General features: G+C 66.4%; 11 protein-coding genes and 1 pseudogene. 5 read left to right on the forward strand and 7 right to left on the reverse strand.

Annotated elements, in window-relative coordinates; genetic code table 11:
• Positions 1-10 precede the first annotated feature (10 nt).
• Positions 11-1,434 (forward strand): IS3 family transposase gene (locus PPSIR1_RS22305; RefSeq protein WP_086001592.1). Its coding sequence is split into 2 segments (ribosomal slippage): positions 11-367 and positions 370-1,434, totalling 1,422 coding nucleotides; the frame shifts between segments, so codons are not numbered across the junction.
• Between the two features lie 730 nt (positions 1,435-2,164).
• Here PPSIR1_RS22305 and PPSIR1_RS22315 read toward each other — a convergent pair.
• Positions 2,165-2,644 (reverse strand): SEFIR domain-containing protein, encoded by a 480-nt coding sequence (locus tag PPSIR1_RS22315; protein WP_086001593.1) that lies wholly within the window; start codon positions 2,642-2,644, stop codon positions 2,165-2,167.
• Between the two features lie 459 nt (positions 2,645-3,103).
• On the opposite strand from PPSIR1_RS22315, the gene PPSIR1_RS22320 reads away from it, so the two are divergent.
• Together PPSIR1_RS22320 and PPSIR1_RS22325 are read left to right on the forward strand one after the other, a co-directional pair.
• Positions 3,104-4,345 carry an IS110 family RNA-guided transposase gene (locus PPSIR1_RS22320; protein WP_006969375.1) on the forward strand — a complete coding sequence of 414 codons (1,242 nt, stop codon included), beginning with the start codon at positions 3,104-3,106 and terminating at the stop codon, positions 4,343-4,345.
• Positions 4,346-4,562: 217 nt separating this feature from the next.
• Positions 4,563-5,063 carry a hypothetical protein gene (locus tag PPSIR1_RS22325; protein WP_006973426.1) on the forward strand — a complete coding sequence of 167 codons (501 nt, stop codon included), beginning with the start codon at positions 4,563-4,565 and terminating at the stop codon, positions 5,061-5,063.
• Positions 5,064-5,095: 32 nt separating this feature from the next.
• On the opposite strand, the gene PPSIR1_RS43495 is transcribed toward PPSIR1_RS22325, so the two are convergent.
• Entirely contained in the window at positions 5,096-6,274 is a 1,179-nt protein-coding gene (locus PPSIR1_RS43495) for a protein kinase domain-containing protein (protein WP_086001594.1), read from the reverse strand.
• A 198-nt stretch (positions 6,275-6,472) separates the two neighbouring features.
• Between PPSIR1_RS43495 and PPSIR1_RS22335 the strand changes: the two genes are divergently transcribed.
• Positions 6,473-10,207 (forward strand): serine/threonine-protein kinase, encoded by a 3,735-nt coding sequence (locus tag PPSIR1_RS22335; protein ID WP_198154587.1) that lies wholly within the window; start codon positions 6,473-6,475, stop codon positions 10,205-10,207.
• Here PPSIR1_RS22335 and PPSIR1_RS22340 read toward each other — a convergent pair.
• The 5 genes and pseudogenes from PPSIR1_RS22340 to PPSIR1_RS46435 form a co-directional block, all read right to left on the reverse strand.
• Positions 10,197-12,293: a lipoxygenase family protein gene (locus tag PPSIR1_RS22340; RefSeq protein WP_006973429.1), complete on the reverse strand. Its 2,097-nt coding sequence runs from the start codon at positions 12,291-12,293 to the stop codon at positions 10,197-10,199. The two genes, PPSIR1_RS22335 and PPSIR1_RS22340, sit on opposite strands and share 11 nt — an antisense overlap.
• Positions 12,294-12,306: 13 nt before the next feature.
• On the reverse strand, positions 12,307-13,860 hold the full coding sequence (locus PPSIR1_RS22345; protein WP_086001596.1) for an aldehyde dehydrogenase family protein: 1,554 nt from the start codon (positions 13,858-13,860) through the stop codon (positions 12,307-12,309).
• Positions 13,861-14,158: 298 nt separating this feature from the next.
• On the reverse strand, positions 14,159-14,359 hold the full coding sequence (locus PPSIR1_RS22350) for a hypothetical protein (protein WP_006973431.1): 201 nt from the start codon (positions 14,357-14,359) through the stop codon (positions 14,159-14,161).
• A gap of 57 nt (positions 14,360-14,416) precedes the next feature.
• Positions 14,417-15,840 (reverse strand): IS3 family transposase gene (locus PPSIR1_RS22355; protein ID WP_086001597.1). Its coding sequence is split into 2 segments (ribosomal slippage): positions 14,417-15,481 and positions 15,484-15,840, totalling 1,422 coding nucleotides; the frame shifts between segments, so codons are not numbered across the junction.
• A 69-nt stretch (positions 15,841-15,909) separates the two neighbouring features.
• Positions 15,910-16,050, reverse strand: a pseudogene (locus PPSIR1_RS46435) (helix-turn-helix domain-containing protein); the annotation flags it as partial.
• 191 nt (positions 16,051-16,241) lie between these two features.
• Between PPSIR1_RS46435 and PPSIR1_RS48150 the strand changes: the two are divergent.
• Positions 16,242-16,508, forward strand: a complete 267-nt coding sequence (locus PPSIR1_RS48150) for a hypothetical protein (RefSeq protein ID WP_006973433.1) — start codon at positions 16,242-16,244, stop codon at positions 16,506-16,508.
• Positions 16,509-16,661 lie beyond the last annotated feature (153 nt).

The raw sequence follows: 16,661 nt of genomic DNA on the forward strand, positions 1-16,661 counted from the left end.
CAGCCAGCCGATGACTCAGACAACCAAACCACGCCAGACTCAGCCCGAAGTACAGGTGGTGGCAAAACCAAAGCGGCGGCGCTTCACGGCCAAGTACAAGCGCCGGATCCTCGAGCAAGCCGATGCCTGCACCAAGCCTGGTGAGGTCAGCGCGCTGCTGCGTCGTGAGGGCTTGTACTCGTCGCACCTGTCGAGTTGGAGGCAAGCCCGCGAGCTCGGTGAACTCGCGGCCCTCGAGCCGAAAAAGCGCGGGCCCAAGCCGAAGACCGACCCCCGCGATAAAAAGATCGCCGAGCTCGAGAAGCAGCTCGCCAAGGAGCGCGCCCGCCGTGAGCGCGCCGAGGCCCTCGTCGAGGTCCAAAAAAAATTGGCATCGATGCTCGAGGAACTCGGCAAGGACGAGGAGCCATGATCGACATCGTCAACCGGGTCGCCCCCGAGCTCGGCGTCGAGTCGACATGCGCCGCTCTCGGCCTGTCTCGTGCGACCTACTACCGCAAGCGCTACGGGGAGCTCCACGGACCCAAGCGGCCGCGCCCGAAGCCCTCGCGCGCGCTGTCGGGACAAGAGCGCCAGGCGGTGCTCGATACCCTCCACGAACAACGCTTCGTCGACCAAGCCCCTGCTGAGGTCTACGGGCGGCTGCTCGACGAAGGCAAGCACCTGTGCTCGGTCCGCACCATGTACCGGATCTTGACCGACAACGACGAAGTCCGCGAACGCAGGAACCAGCGCGTGCATCCCCCCAACGCCACCCCGCGGCTGTGCGCGAGGGCGCCAAACCAGGTGTGGACCTGGGACATCACCAAGCTGCTCGGCCCGCGCAAGTGGACCTACTTCTACCTCTACGTCGTCCTCGACCTCTTCAGTCGCTACGTCGTCGGCTGGCTCATCGCCGAGGCCGAGTCGGCAGGTCTAGCGCAGCGGCTCATCACCGAGACCTGCGCTCGGCAGGAGATCGAGCCGAAGGTGCTCACGCTGCACCAAGATCGCGGCTCGCCGATGACCTCCAAGACCTTCGCGCAGACCTGCGCCGACCTAGGCGTGACCAAGAGCTTCTCGAGGCCACGGGTCTCGAACGACAACCCCTTCTCCGAGTCCCACTTCAAGACGCTGAAGTACCGACCCGAGTACCCCGGGCGCTTCGATGACCTCGCCGCTGCCGAGAGCCACTGCCGCGACTTCTTCAGCTGGTACAACCACGAACATCTCCACAGCGGCCTGGGGCTGATGACCCCCCACGACATCCACCATGGCCTCGCTGAGGAGCGGCAGGAGGCCCGTGCCCGAGCGCTCGCCGCTGCATTCGCAGCGCATCCCGAGCGCTTCCCAAACGGACCCCCAACACCGCCCTCGCTGCCGACCGAGATCTGGATCAACCAGCCCTCGAACAAGACCATCGATACCCACGCGAGTCCCGCAGCGGGACACTAAACCCAACCCGAAGCTGTCTCATTTTCATTGACACCTTCCGCGCCGAGGATCCAAGGCGAGCTGCGCAAGCTCGGGTTCGGGGTCTCGCAGGCGACGGTCTCGCTATACATGCCCAAGCGACCACCTCGACCGTGGGCTCGACAGACGTGGTCGACCTTCCTTGCCAACCAGCGTCACGAACTGCTGGCGATCGACTTTGCTGTGGTACCAACGATCACGTTCGAGGTTCTCGACGTGTTCTTCGTCCTGAGCGTCGAGCGACGCGAGATCCTACACTTCTTCAACGTGAGCAAGCATCCGACTGCCTCGGTCTCGAACAGGTCAACATCGCGCCGCGTTCGCCTTGGAAAAAATACTTCACCTAACGATGGATTTTGAGCCTAAGGCGAGACTGTCTCGACCACATCATCGCCTTGAACGAGCGCCAGGTCTCGAGGGTCGTCCGCGGCTACGTTGACTACTACCATCGCTACCTGGCTCATCTCGGGCTCGAGAAGGATGTACCGGAGGGTCGCCCTGAAGAAGGTCCTGAGCTTGGCCGGGTTGTGGCCCACCCACGCGTTGGAGGACATCACTACCGGTACACACGAGAACGACGAGAGGCCGCCTGACAGCTGCGTACGGGGTTTTGCTGAGGGTCACCCTCTGTCGTTCTACAGCCGGGAGGCGGCATAACAGGTCGTCCGAGTTTTCGGACAGGACGGGGTCAACGCGGCCAGGAATGCTGTGTTCAGTCGAATTTCTTGGGCACCCCGAGAGGGGTGGGCACGACCTTGGGCTTGTTGTAGAGCCGCCGCAACAACTCCTTCGAATTGGCCGGCCAGCGGTAGTAGGTCCACGCTCGCAGGACCTGGGGGATCGCTTCATCTCCGATGCCGTCTAGTAGGATCGGGATGATTTTTTCGTTGCTTGCGTCGGCGTCGTAGATGTCCTGCACGGTCAGATGCGACTCCCATTTGACACCCCGTCCGGCACCGGTCGGAACCTCCCCCTCGGCCTTCTTGCGGTAGGCTTCACTGGCAACAACGAGCACAAACTGCGCAGCTTTGAGCTCGTCAGCCATCCAGCGGGCCCAGCCCTGCGAGGGCGCGGTCACGTACTGATCGACGATCGCTTCGACGCCATCGCTTCGCAGGGCCTCGGTCAGCTCAAGTACGCGCTGCTTGTGCTCGTCGGAGTCTTGGCTGTAGCTGATGAACACTCGTGGCATCGCGCGATCATAGCTTGGTCCAAGGCGCCAGCGATACTCGATTGCAGCCGCGTCCAGGTTCCTGGCAGACGCCGTTTCGACTCCCCTGAGCCCTCAGCCGTGGTTGCCCGTCGTTGGCGACGAGGCAGCCACCGGCGAGGGCAGCGAGGGGGGACGACGGACGCTGCAGGCTGGCCGACGCCGACGCCCGTGATTGGACGACGCGCTGACAGATCGCTTCGTCTACCGCGCTGAGAGTCGGCATCACCGCGCGCGTCACGTGGGGGACGAAACCGGGTACGCTCGGGCATCGTCAACGAAGGGCACCCAACCCTTGGTGCGTGACAGTTCGACTGAGAGTCTGCCCTGGACCTCCCTGCGCACACATGAATGCTGCCCCTGCGAAGCGCACCTCGCAGGTGAGCGCGATCGGTAGAGTTCACTTTTCGGGAGGTTCACGACGATAGCAAAGGAGCACTCATGGACCCCCTTCACAAAAATTGCGCAGGTCTCGATGTTCACAAGCGGAACATCGTCGCATGCGTTCGGACCCAACGAGGAGCGAAGGTCAGCAACGAGGTCAAGACCTTCGGGACCAACACGGATGACCTCGTCGACCTGTTTGACTGGCTCGCATCACTCGAAGTCGAAGAGGTCGTGATGGAGTCGACCGGCGTCTACTGGAAGCCGGTCTGGAAGGTCTTGGAGTGCGGGTTCAAGCTTCACCTCGCCAACGCGCACGAGGTCAAGAACGTCCCTGGGCGCAAGACGGACGTCAAGGATGCGCAGTGGTTAGCCGAGTTGATGGCGCATGGCTTGCTTCGGCCAAGCTATGTACCTGACCTCGATCAACAAGAGCTCCGCGAGCTGACTCGGACAGCTCGCATGCTGGCGCGCGAGCGAGCACGCTACAAGCAACGGATCCAAAAGCACCTCGAGGCCTGCAACATCAAGCTCGGGAACGTGATCTCGAACGTGATGGGCAAATCTGGGCGACGGATCATCGAGGCACTGGCCGACGGGAAGATCATCGACCCGGCTGAGCTCGCAGACCTGTCCGAAGGGTCGATCTACGCCAACAAGTGGCTGGCGCTCGCCAAGTCGCTCAAGGGCACGTTACGCCCGCATGACCGGTTCATGTTGGCGTCCGAGCTGCGGATGTACGACGCGATGCAAAAGGAACTCGACCAGATCCGGGCTCGAATCGAAGAGGTCCTTCCGCGCCCTTTTGACGAAGCAGTCGAGTGGCTGGTTGCGATCCCTGGCTTCAGTCGGGAGACCGCGACCGAAGTGCTCGCGCAGATCGGAACGGACATGAGTCATTTCCCGAGCGCGGATCATCTGGTCTCGTGGGCCTGTCTTTGTCCGAAGGCAGACTCGACCGCCGGAAAGGCCCGAAGTACGAGGACCCGGAAGGGCTCGAGCTGGCTCAAGCCGATACTCATCCAGACGGCCTGGTCGGCGGTGAGGACGAAGAACAGCAGGCTGTGCCGCTACTTCAACGGCATCAAGCGTCGGCGCGGGCCGAAGAAGGCGATCGTGGCAACGGCGGCCAAGCTCTTGCGCATCATCTACGCGCTCCTGCGCGATGGCGTGATCTACGAAGAACGCGTGGCGAGCGAAGACATCAAGGAGCAAGAGCGTCGGCAGCGGCGACAGCTTCTGCGACTACACCGTCAAGCCAAGGCGCTCGGCTATAGCTTGAGTCCTGCGGTCATTTGACGAGCGCTCCTCACGCCCGACCGCTGACTTTCTGCGAGAGACTGGTTTCTCGGTAGGGAGAGACTTAGCAGGCGAGCTCATCACCGAGGGGAGACCCCGCACCCCCGAAGCGTTCGGTCCCGCCACGACTTTTTTGCGACTCGCCCCCAGGCAGGCCTTCACGCCCCCCTAGCACCCCAAACCGATCCCCTCAGACCGCGCGGGTAAAATTTCGCCCATGTCACACAAGACCTCGCTCGCGCTCACGGCCGCGGCGCTCACGACCGCGGCGCTGGGCTACCTCCTCACCCCGGGGTCGGCCTCAGCCCAGTACCGCGACCTCTGCGACAGCACCCGCGTCTGCGAGTACACCGGCCCCAACGCTCCGGTCCTCGATGCCGACGTCTGCCTCGACGGCGCGGGCCAAGTCCGGCTCAAAGGCCCGTCACCCTGCTCCACGGGAGAGGTGGCCTTCCACACCCGCTACGGCGAGGTCCTCGACCCTGTCCAGCAGCTCGTGGTCGCGTACATCCCCCTCGAGAGCGCGTGCTCGATCGCGGGCTTGTGCGTCCCCGGAGAGTACTCGGAGGGCTCGACCACGGCCCAGGGGATCTGCTGCATCGGCGAGGTCTGCTGGCCGGGCTTCGACTGCGGCGGGACGCTGGTGTGGTGCGAGGACGGGGTGTGCAACGAGGACGGGACGGTGACCTGCTTCGAGGGGACGGCCTTCCCTTATTAGGATCGCGCTCTGCCAGGCGGCGCGGTCGGGAGTCAGAGCTTCCCGGCGAGCTCCTTGATCTTCTCGTCGGCCGTGTCCTCGAGCGTCTCGTCGTCGAGGTCTTCGGCGGCGCGAAAGACCATCATCCACACGTCGAGCGCTTCGTGGGTCAGTCCGTCATCCTCGAAGCGCTCCGCCACCATCTGCGCCTCATCGACAAACTCGCGCAGTCGCCCCGCCCGTCGCAAGACCGGCCGAGCGTTGTCGAGCGCCTGCCGGGCGCGGTTGTGGTCGCGCGCTTCGAGGGCGTCGCGGATCTCCGTGATGGCGGCGACGGGCTCAGGGTCGGGTTCAGGCTCGGGGAGGACGACGCTCGGCAGCACGAGCCCGGGCTGCGTCACGAGCCTCGACCCCATCGCCAGCCCGAGCAGCCCCACGCACACACCCCCAGCCACCCACGGCCACCGCGGCGCTGGCCGAACCGCCTCCTCCAGCGCCTCGAGCAGCACCGTCATCGTCGGCCACCGCTCCCCAGGCAACGGCGCCATCCCACGCTCCAACACCGCCCGCACCCGCCGCCCGATCCCCTGCCCACCCCGCGGAGCCCTCGACAGCTCGAGCACCCGCGCGTCCACGTCGCTTTGCTCCCCAAAGGGCCGCTCCCCCGAGAGCGCCTCCCACAGCGCGACACAAAACGCGAACTGGTCGCTCGCCGGACTCCCCAGCTTCCCGAGCAGCCGCTCCCGCGCCATGTACAGCAGCGTCCCGCCGACGGCCTCGGGGCTCCCACTCCCCGGGGTGAGCCCGTCGAGGGACTCCGCGTTCCGAGCCAGGCCAAAGTCGATCACCACGGCGTGCCCGTCCTCGTCGAGGCGCACGTTCGTGGGCTTGAAGTCCTGATGCACCAACCCCCGCCGGTGCGCCGCGTCGAGCCCGGCCCCCGCCTCGAGATAGCGCGCGAGGATCTCCCGCTTGCTCTTGCCCTCGCACCACTGCGCTAGGGTGGGCCCGCGCAGGATCTCGAGCACGAGCCAGCGGCAGTCATCGGCCTGCCCGTGGTCGAAGATCGTGACCACGTTGGGGTGGCTCAGCGCCGCGAGCATCTTGCCCTCGCGGTCGGCCACCTCCGGGTCGCCGCGCGGCATGACCTTGAGCGCGACCTCGCGGCCGAGCTGGTTGTCCTCGGCGAGGTAGACGACGCCGAAGGCCCCCGAACCCAACCGCTCGATCAGCTTGAAGCGCCCGCCGTCGACGTAGGCTTAGAGCGGGTCCTTGCAGTGCGGCTCTGGTGCGGAAACACCCGAAGAACGGTGTGGTAGGGCACGGCCTGAGTCGCGCGCCAATCCCCGGAGCGAGGGCCGGGGAATTGCTATCATGGCTAGATGCCGGACCCGGAGAAATCCGCACCGCCGCTAGCGAGGACGCTTTCGATGGAGTCCGGCGCAACCGAGACCTTCGACGACACGGCGCCCCGGCGCTTTGGTAGGAGACCCAGCCCCCGCGAGCGAATCGGCGACTACGTCATCGAGCGGCCTTTGGGCGCCGGTGGCATGGGAGAGGTCTACGCGGCGAGACCGAGCGACGGTGGGCCATGCGTCGCGCTCAAGACCTTGGCGCGCGCATCTGCGAGCCACCTGTACCGGTTCAAGCGCGAGTTCCGGGCGCTCTGCGATGTCCACCACCCCAACTTGATCGAGCTGCTCGAGCTGTACATCGTCGACGGCGAGCGCCCCTTTTTCACAATGGAGCTGATCGCGGGCGAGCCCTTCGTTCACTGGGTCCGTCGGGGCACCCCCACGGGCGAGCACCCGCCTCTGGAGCGCCTACTCGAGGCCTTCCGCCAGCTCGCAGCGGGCCTAGGGGTGCTCCACGCCCGAAACTGCATTCACCGAGACCTCAAGCCGTCGAACATCCTCGTCACCAGGCAGGGCCGTGTCGTGCTCTTGGACTTCGGGCTCGTCTCCGAACTCGAGGACCCAGACCAGGGCATGACCCACTCGGGGAACATCCTCGGGACCCCGGCCTACATGGCGCCCGAGCAGGCCCGTGGAGGGCGCGCGGACGCGGCCGCCGACCTCTACGCCGTCGGGGTCATCTTGTTCGAGTGCTTGACCGGCCACCGGCCACATGTCGGAAACTTCCTCGAGCTGCTCGCGCGCAAACACGAGCCGCTTCTCCCCTGCCCCGAGCTCGACCGTGTCCCCGAGCCGCTGCGCGACTTGTGCGTCGAGCTGCTCGCGCGCGAGCCTGACGAGCGCCCCGATGTCGAGGAGCTGAGCGTGCGCCTCGACGGCCTCGCTAGCGAGGAGCGGCGGCGTGTCCACGTGCCGGGCTCCCCTGCAGAGCTCGTCGGCCGCGCGCGGGAGCTCGCTCAGCTGCGCGCCCTGTTCAACACCACCCAAGGGCGCGCGCGACCGGTCGTCGTCCACGTGCGCGGCCCGAGCGGACAGGGCAAGTCCGAGCTCCTGCGCCACTTCCGAGGGTGGCTGCGTGGGCGGGGCAGCCTCGTCCTTCAAGGTCGCTGCCGCGAGCACGAGGCCATCCCCTACAAGGGGGTCGACGAGGTCATCGACGGGCTCTCGGTCTACCTGCACAAGCTGCTTCCCCAGGAACGCGAGGCGCTGCGCCCTCGGGGGGCGAGCACTCTCGCTCAGGCCTTCCCCGTGCTCGAGGACATGTGGCCCAGCGCTCAGCATCCCGAGCTCAGCGCGCGAGAGCTCCGCGCCGAGTCCCGCGCAGAGCTGTCCGCCCTGCTCGCCAAGCTCACCCATGAGACCGACCTGGTCATCCAGATCGATGACTTCCAGTGGACGGACATCGACAGCATCGAGCTCCTCGAGGCTGTCTTGCGCTCCCCGCCCGCAGGCCTCACCCTCATCCTCGCGCTGCGCAGCGACGCGGGGCAGCCCACCATCCGCGAGCGGCTCGAGGGCAGCGAGCTCCTCGGGCGGACGGACCTCGATATCGAACTGCGGCCCTTGTCGACGTCCAGCGCTCAGCGCTTGACCCGGCTCCTAGCTCAGCAGCAGCACGGGCGCGAGCTCGACGCCCTGACGACCGAGCGCATCGCGCTGCGCTCGGCGGGCAACCCCTTTTTCATCATCCAGCTCGTCCAGGCGCTCTCAAACGTCAGCGCTGCGGACTCGGATCTCGACGCCTTCATCCGGACCCGCCTCGACCTACTCCCCGAGGGTCAGCGAGCCTTGCTCGAGCTCATCGCCCTCGCGGGCGGCCCCCTCGCTGGCGCCCTCGCCCTCGAGCTGTGTCCGGAGGCGTCGACGGGCGCGGCGAGCCAGCTCCAAGACAGCGCACTGATCGTCCGCAACGAGGGCCGCCAGGGCGTGTGGCTCGAGACCGCGCACGATCGCGTCCGGGAGGTCACGATCGCCGCCCTCAGCCCAGAGCGACGAGCGGTCCTTCACCACGCGCTGGGGGAGGGCCTGCTCGCTCGCCACGAGCGCACCCGCGACGACGGGCTGCTGTTCCGGGCGCTCGATCAGTTCCATGCCAGCGCCGCAGCGCCGAGCTGCCTGGAGGAGCGGCTGCGGCTCGCACGCTACAGCTGCTTGGCGGGAGAGCGAGCCATGGCGCAGTCCTCCCACGCCCTGGCCGAGACCTACTTCGCGCGCGCACAAGCCCTTGCCGCCCCGTTCATGGACGACGCTCGGTGCGGGGGCGAGCACTATGCGCTGTGCCTGGCCATCACCTTCGGCTGGGCCCGGGTCACAGACGACCCCTGCGTCGAAGACCGACTCTACGACGACCTGCTCGCCTGGACCTTGACCCCGGCGGACTACGAGAATGTCGCGGTCGAGCGGTTGTTCAGGCTGTTCTTCAACAGCCGCAACGAGCAGGTCGTGGCCCTAGGCGGCGCGGAGCTCCAGCGGCTCGGGCTTCGTCTGCCCGAGCACGTGTCGAGCCTAGCCGCGCTGTGGCGCTTCGTCCGAGGCGCCCGGGCGCTCTCGCGGCTTCGAGATCGCCCGCTCGTCGAGCTCCAGATCGTCGCCGAGCCCCGCCAGCGCACCCTCATGAGCATGCTGCCCCCGATCTACCTCTCCCTCGCCAACCTCCGGCAAGGCAAACGAGCGCGTTGGTTGATCGGCCGGCACGCCAGGATGATCGCTCGCCGCGGCCGCCACGAGGGCTTCTCCTTCGGCATTGGACTGACCAGCATCGGCTTGGCGATCGTGGGTAGGGCATCCGCCTCCCAGGAGCTGTGGGCGCAGATGTGCGAGTTCGCCGAGGGCGAGGACACGCTATCGATGCGCGATCGCGCAGCCATCAACATCTTCTCGTTGTTCTTCGAGCCGCGCGACCGGTCCTTCAAGGACTGCCTGCGGCAGGTCCAGCCCCGCTTCGATCGCTGCTGCGATCTCGGCCTACACGGGACCGCAGCGCAATTCGTGAGCATCGGATCCATGCTGCACTTCGAGGCCGGGACGCCCCTCGACGAAGTGCCCCCGCGAATCCGGGAACTCGAGACCCGTGCTCGCCTCGAGCCCCACCCCGACAACGAGCGAGCGGTCCGGGGGACGCACTGGCTCATCGACCGCCTCCGCACCGGCTCCTCCGACGCCCCCGCCCCCGAACTGGACGCCTTCGCCTCGGCCTTCTTCCACGACACCATAGCGACCCGTCTGGTCTGGCTGCACGTGCTCTACCGAGACTACGCGGCCGCGTGGCCCGTGGCCCAGGCGATGTCACGGGACTACGAGCGCAGCCTCTACGGCTACTGGGCGACGACCGTATTCGCCACGGCAGCCAGCGTGCTCCTCGCTGAGCGCGCGCGGAGTAGCTCGCGGCAAACACGGCGGCGAGACCTCCGGGCGCTGCACCGCCACCGGGCCGTGCTGGAGCGGTGGACTCGCTTCTACCGGGCCGAGAGCTACGCGCCCATGCTCACTCTCGTGGACGCCGAGCTGGCTAGTTTGGGCGGCCGCCCTGGGGACGCGCTGGATCTCTACATGCGAGCGAGCGAGGGGGCGAGTGAACAGCAGCTCCAGTGGCTGGCCGGGCTCGCCTCGCAGCGGCTCGCCACGCAGGCCCAACGCGCCGGGCACAAGCTCTTCGTCGACACGGCCCTCGAGCAGTGCCTCGCCCACTACCGGGCTTGGGGCGCACAGGACCTCGCCGCCGCACAGCTACGCGCTCCGCTCAGCTGCTGATGCTGTTAGGCATGCGCGAGGGCAGCTGGAGCTGGTAGGGGTAGGGCCGGTGGAGGTTGCGCTCGTGGATCGTGCGCTCGATCTGCGCGAGCTCGTAGCGGAACTCGCCGACGAGCGCCCGCGCGGCTGGGTCGAGGAAGTAGGGCTTCCTCGGGTTGGGGCTGTACACGCCGAAGGTGTCGTACTGGATCGCGCTCAGGATGTAGAGGAAGGACAGCTGATACAGCGCGATGTCCAGAGGGGGCATCCACTCCAAGGGGTCCTCGACCACCTCGCTCGCGGTGGGTGGGGCCTTGTAGGCCGTGCCCGAGACGCTGGGGATGAAGGACATCAGCGGGTACTGAGCGTAGTTGACCGAGGCGTGCAGCGGCCCGGCGATGTAGATCATCATCGCGACCACGCGGGTGAGGTACTCCCGGGTCGTGATCACGGCGACCTCACGCCCGTCCCGCTCCATCCTTTGTAGCCCGTCCATTCCCTTGACCGCCGCGCAGTCCGACGCGCTCAGCTCGTTTACCCAAGCTTGGATCTCGGCATCGGCGACGACCTCGGCGTCCGAGGTGTAGTAGAGCTCGATGTAGCCGCGCACGAACTTCACCAGCGCGGCCCAGATCAGCGAGGTGTCGTCCCGGAACGGGAACTGGGGAAGAGCGTCATCGCCCACCCCACGGCGAACGAACAAGCTCTGTGGCGTCTGCTCGTCGAAGCGCCAGTCCTCGCTCGCCCCCCGAATCAAGTCCATGCTGCCCTTCCAGCTAGGCGATAGCACGACCGGAATCGTCCCCCCGGGGATGATCAAGCTGCTCATCGCGGCCTCGTTGATAGCCAGCGTGAACTGGAAGTGAGGCTGCAAGAGCACAAAGATCGGGTGGACGCTCGGCAGCCGCCGGTGAGTCGCCACGATCATCGGCTCGATCACCAGGTGGGTCTTGGTGAGGTGGGCGATGGTCTCGTGCTCGACCCCGCACGCGTTTTGGACAAAGTACTTGGCCACGGCCCACTTGGTGCCGTCTGCGGGGGTGAAGATGGGGGTGCGCTCGGGGTGGTGCTCTTGGCCGAGTTGAATGGCGACGGGCTGCATGGCGCCGTCGGAGTGCTCGTTGACCGGGGGGTAGCCCGGGGGCGGGCTCGGGTTCCAGTAGAACAACGCGAGCGGAGCGCTGAGGTAGCGCTGGCGCCCGAACAGCTCACCGGCCTCGATGCCCGCGAACATGCTGTAGTCGCAGACGTACAGGCGCTTCGCGGACACGGCCTGCTCCAGCGTGAGGCTGGGGTCGCCGACGCTGTGCTGGAGCTGCTCGTCCGAGATCGGCATCTTGGCGAGGAGCTCCCCAAGTTCGACCCCGCCGCGCTCGGGTTCAGCGGCGGACTTGACCCCCATGAGCCGGGTCGTGTTGTAGCCAGCGATCTGCTCGTAGCCAAAGTACCAGTCCTGTTCCCAGGGTTGCTCGTCCGTGCCGAGCTGCATCCAGTCTCGCGGCGGAATCGACAGGCTCAGTGGCTGCGGGAGCGTCTGGAATAGCTTGGCGAAGTCCGCTGTCGAGCTCGCCGTCAGCAGGTGGCGCGCGCTGTGGACGAGGGTGTCGCGTAGCGGGTACTCGAGTAGCGCCGTGGGCCCCGAGCGCCGGTAGGCTGCGAAGGACTGCTCGAGTCCTGCGAGGATGGTAACCAAGTCGTTGGGCAGCTCGAGCACCTCGAGCAAGGACTCGAGGCCTTCGACGCTGGCCTCGTCGAGCTCGAGCCTCGACTCGTCCTCCGCGCTCTGGACCGCCCGGCGCAGGGCCTTGACCCCGTCCCAAAGCAGCTTCTTGGCTTGGCCCTCGAGCTCCTCGCCGAGCAGGGTCTTCATGACCGCGAGGTAGTTCTCCGCGACAGCCTCGACGGCGGCCCCAAACTTGACGACGTACTCCTCGTTGAAGCCCTGCCCCGGGGGAACCTTCGCCGCTAGCGAGACGGGTCTGAGGTAGCTGAAGGTGTAGTTGTAGGCGGTCCGCGCGAGCTCGCATTCGAACGCGCGCGCGCGCGCCTGCTCGGGGGACAGGTCGAGGGGGATCGAGGGGAGGGTCTCAGTCTTGATTTTGGTCATGGGACGCTTGTCGCTAGAGTTGTGGACGACCGACGATGAGGTCGTAAATGCCTGCTGCCCGCGCTCCCAGCTTTGAGGCGTAGAAGGTCCGCGAGAGCCCGCGAAAAAAGCGCTGAGCCTCAGGGCCGTAGGGCATCCACAGCGAGGCCGAGCTGCCAGGGCTCGTCATCACGCTCTTGGTCGCCACGTAGTGGAAGAACACCTGCTCACCCTGAGCCCGACCCACCCCCGAGTCGCCGTCACCGCCAAAGGGCAAGGTCGCGCAGCCACCGATCTGCATGGCGTTGTTGATCATCACCGAGCCCGCGCGCAGCCGACGGGCGAGGGCCTCACCCGCCGCGGTGTCTCGCGTCCACACGCTCGCGCCGAGGCCATAGCGGGAGTCGTTGGCGAGGGCGACGGCCTCGTCGTCGTCGCTGACGCTCATGATCGCAATGAAGGGCCCGAAGGTTTCCTCGCGCATCATCAACATCTCGTGGGTCATCCCGGTGAGCAGCGTCGGGGGCCAGTACAGCCCGCCGCCTCGGCGGACGACCTCCCCCCCACAATGCACCTTCGCGCCCTTGGCCAGGGCGTCGGCGGTGTGCTCCTCGTATACCTCGAGCTGCGGCGGCCAGATGAACGGCCCGAGCTCGTAGTCGTCGCCCGAGGCCTCGAAGGCTAAGCGCAGGCGGGGGATGAGCCGCTGGAGCTCCACGAGCAGCGGGTCGATGAGCTCGTGGGGGACATAGATGCGCTCGACCCCGTTGCACACTTGGCCGGCGTTGTAACAGGTGCTGTTGATCAGCCCCCGGGCCGTGAGCGGGATGTCTGCGTCGCGCCGTACGATCGCGGCGTCGTTGCCCCCGAGCTCCAGCAAGACCGGAGTCAAGGTCTCGGCCGCTTGCCGCATGATCTGCTTGCCCGTCGCGGTCGAGCCGACAAAGCAGATGGTGTCCGCCGCGTCGACCAGGGCCTTGCCCGTCTCCGCGTAGCCATGGACGACCTGCACGAGGTCTTTGGGGAGCCCAGCTTCTGCGAACAGCCGTACGATCAGCTCGCCGATGAGCGGGTTAGCCTGCGATGGTTTTTGGACGACGGCGTTGCCCGCCGCGAGCGCGGGGATCATGTGTTTGACGCCCAGCTCGAACGGGAAATTCCACGGCAGAATGAAGCCCGCCACACCGAGGGGCTCGTGGTGGATCACCGCGCGAGCGCCCAAAAAGAAGGTCGGGCTGACCTTTTGCCCTCGCGCGAGGCGCTTGGCTAGGTCCGTGTGCAGCTCGATGGTCGCGCAGATCGGGGCGAGCAAGCCCATGGACTCGATGGCCGGCTTCCCGTTCTCCTCCGAGACGCGCGCGGCGATCTCGTCCGCCCGCGCGAGCAGGACTTCGCGAAAGCGTAGGAGTCTTGCGTTGCGCTCCTCGACATCCAGGCCGGCCCACTCGACCTGGGCAAGCCTCGCCCGTGCGACCGTGGCAGCGACATCTTCAGGCGCCGCAACCGGGACCTCGCCCAGCCGCGCGCCCGTTTTGGGGCTGAACGAAACGAGCGAGCTCGGCTTGGGAGGCACACGCGGCGTCTGCACACGATGACGCTAGCGGCCCGCGCCCACTGCGCGCAACCCCAGTGCCAGAGCCCCGCAAAGCTGGCCGCAGGCTGCTCCTAAGCACGAGCCGGCCCACCGGCTCAGCGTGTTCGAGCGGCTGATTGATGTTCCTGACCACGTTGCTCGCAGGCCTCGTAGTGAGCGCGTCCGAGGGCGCCGCACCTGCGGGACCCTGCTCGCGCTACCGGTCCAGGGCCTCGCCCCGCTCGCGGTGGACTCACCGCGGCCTAGGCCTTCATCTGTTGGCCGCATGATAGGTCCGTGCTGATTGTTTCGCTCAATCCTGGTCTGGGTCGTCAGCCCGGCGGCTGAGCTCGTCGAACAACAGCCGAAGTATCCCGGTCACAAACTCCAGATCGCGCGTGCAGCGGGAAAGAACGAGGTCGATCAGTTCCTGAGCCTCGTCTCTCGCCCCCGTCTCGAAGCTCATGAACAGGGTGCTCGCCATGAGGTCGAGCCCTGCGCACAGCTTGGTCACTGTGTCGAGGCTCGGTGCGGAAGGTGTCAATGAAAATGAGACAGCTTCGGGTTGGGTTTAGTGTCCCGCTGCGGGACTCGCGTGGGTGTCGATGGTCTTGTTCGAGGGCTGGTTGATCCAGATCTCGGTCGGCAGCGAGGGCGGTGTTGGGGGTCCGTTTGGGAAGCGCTCGGGATGCGCTGCGAATGCGGCGGCGAGCGCTCGGGCACGGGCCTCCTGCCGCTCCTCAGCGAGGCCATGGTGGATGTCGTGGGGGGTCATCAGCCCCAGGCCGCTGTGGAGATGTTCGTGGTTGTACCAGCTGAAGAAGTCGCGGCAGTGGCTCTCGGCAGCGGCGAGGTCATCGAAGCGCCCGGGGTACTCGGGTCGGTACTTCAGCGTCTTGAAGTGGGACTCGGAGAAGGGGTTGTCGTTCGAGACCCGTGGCCTCGAGAAGCTCTTGGTCACGCCTAGGTCGGCGCAGGTCTGCGCGAAGGTCTTGGAGGTCATCGGCGAGCCGCGATCTTGGTGCAGCGTGAGCACCTTCGGCTCGATCTCCTGCCGAGCGCAGGTCTCGGTGATGAGCCGCTGCGCTAGACCTGCCGACTCGGCCTCGGCGATGAGCCAGCCGACGACGTAGCGACTGAAGAGGTCGAGGACGACGTAGAGGTAGAAGTAGGTCCACTTGCGCGGGCCGAGCAGCTTGGTGATGTCCCAGGTCCACACCTGGTTTGGCGCCCTCGCGCACAGCCGCGGGGTGGCGTTGGGGGGATGCACGCGCTGGTTCCTGCGTTCGCGGACTTCGTCGTTGTCGGTCAAGATCCGGTACATGGTGCGGACCGAGCACAGGTGCTTGCCTTCGTCGAGCAGCCGCCCGTAGACCTCAGCAGGGGCTTGGTCGACGAAGCGTTGTTCGTGGAGGGTATCGAGCACCGCCTGGCGCTCTTGTCCCGACAGCGCGCGCGAGGGCTTCGGGCGCGGCCGCTTGGGTCCGTGGAGCTCCCCGTAGCGCTTGCGGTAGTAGGTCGCACGAGACAGGCCGAGAGCGGCGCATGTCGACTCGACGCCGAGCTCGGGGGCGACCCGGTTGACGATGTCGATCATGGCTCCTCGTCCTTGCCGAGTTCCTCGAGCATCGATGCCAATTTTTTTTGGACCTCGACGAGGGCCTCGGCGCGCTCACGGCGGGCGCGCTCCTTGGCGAGCTGCTTCTCGAGCTCGGCGATCTTTTGATCGCGGGGGTCGGTCTTCGACTTGGGCCCGCGCTTTTTCGGCTCGAGGGCCGCGAGTTCACCGAGCTCGCGGGCTTGCCTCCAGCTCGACAGGTGTGACGAGTACAAGCCCTCACGACGCAGCAGCGCGCTGACCTCACCAGGCTTGGTGCAGGCATCGGCTTGCGCGAGGATCCTGCGCTTGTACTTGGCCGTGAAGCGCCGCCGCTTTGGTTTTGCCACCACCTGTACTTCGGGCTGAGTCTGGCGTGGTTTGGTTGTCTGAGTCATCAGCTGGCTGGTTCTCGCCCTCTACACTAATCTCGGGGGCTTCGCTGTCTCACCCTTGTTGGCACAGAGGGGTGAGAAGCCGCCGTGCTCGAGGCGTCGGATCGTGTCAGCGGAGAGCCCTGAGCGTTCCGCGAGCGCCTCTTGTGTCAGACCTCGCGCCTTACGCAGGCTTCGGACATGACGGCCAAAACGTGCCTGGGTTTGCTTCATCCGGACGCTCAGTGCGAAGTCTCGTTTTTTGAGAGTCGACGGTAGCGGGTCGAGCTCGTTCGCCCCGTACGCTCGACGACACCTGCGTCGATCAAGCGAGCGAGGGACGCCTGGAGCTTCCAACGTGTACCGCCAACGCGCTCGCGCAGGTAGCCCGCGGAGACCCAGCCAGGACCCGCCGTCGATGCTTCGTGCAGGACCTCTCGGACAAACTCGTCAAAAAGTTCGCCAGACGACTGTTGGGCGGCCTCGAGCCGCTCTCGGTCTCGATCGGTGGTGAGGGGGCCGCGTACGATGACTGTGACCTCCGTGGACAGGAGCTCCTCAATCCGCAGATCACGAAGCAACGCTGCGCGAGGCCCATCACCCTCAATGAGCCGCAACAGCTCGCTCAGTCTCCAGTGTGGGTGGTCGCGGAGGACGGCGAGGAGGATGTGACGTTCCGTCTTGGCGAGTAGTGGTGCGAGCTGCAGGGTCGGCATTGGGTCTACCGCTCGGTGCTGGGGTCATCTCCCAGCCCCTGCGCGGCGCCCATGGAACGTTCGCCCGGGAGCCGACCTTTTTTGAGCACGCCGGCTCGACAACATCTAAAGCCGGTCAGAACGACGTAC

Origin of the sequence: Plesiocystis pacifica SIR-1 (genome assembly GCF_000170895.1) — a bacterium.
Lineage (GTDB): Bacteria > Myxococcota_A > Polyangia > Nannocystales > Nannocystaceae > Plesiocystis > Plesiocystis pacifica.

Bases quoted from the DNA above. Each gene is read 5' to 3' on its own strand.
- PPSIR1_RS22340 (WP_006973429.1), bottom strand. From the start codon at position 12,293: ATGACCAAAATCAAGACTGAGACCCTCCCCTCGATCCCCCTCGACCTG.
- PPSIR1_RS22335 (WP_198154587.1), top strand. From the start codon at position 6,473: ATGGAGTCCGGCGCAACCGAGACCTTCGACGACACGGCGCCCCGGCGC.
- PPSIR1_RS22315 (WP_086001593.1), bottom strand. From the start codon at position 2,644: ATGCCACGAGTGTTCATCAGCTACAGCCAAGACTCCGACGAGCACAAG.
- PPSIR1_RS22320 (WP_006969375.1), top strand. From the start codon at position 3,104: ATGGACCCCCTTCACAAAAATTGCGCAGGTCTCGATGTTCACAAGCGG.
- PPSIR1_RS22325 (WP_006973426.1), top strand. From the start codon at position 4,563: ATGTCACACAAGACCTCGCTCGCGCTCACGGCCGCGGCGCTCACGACC.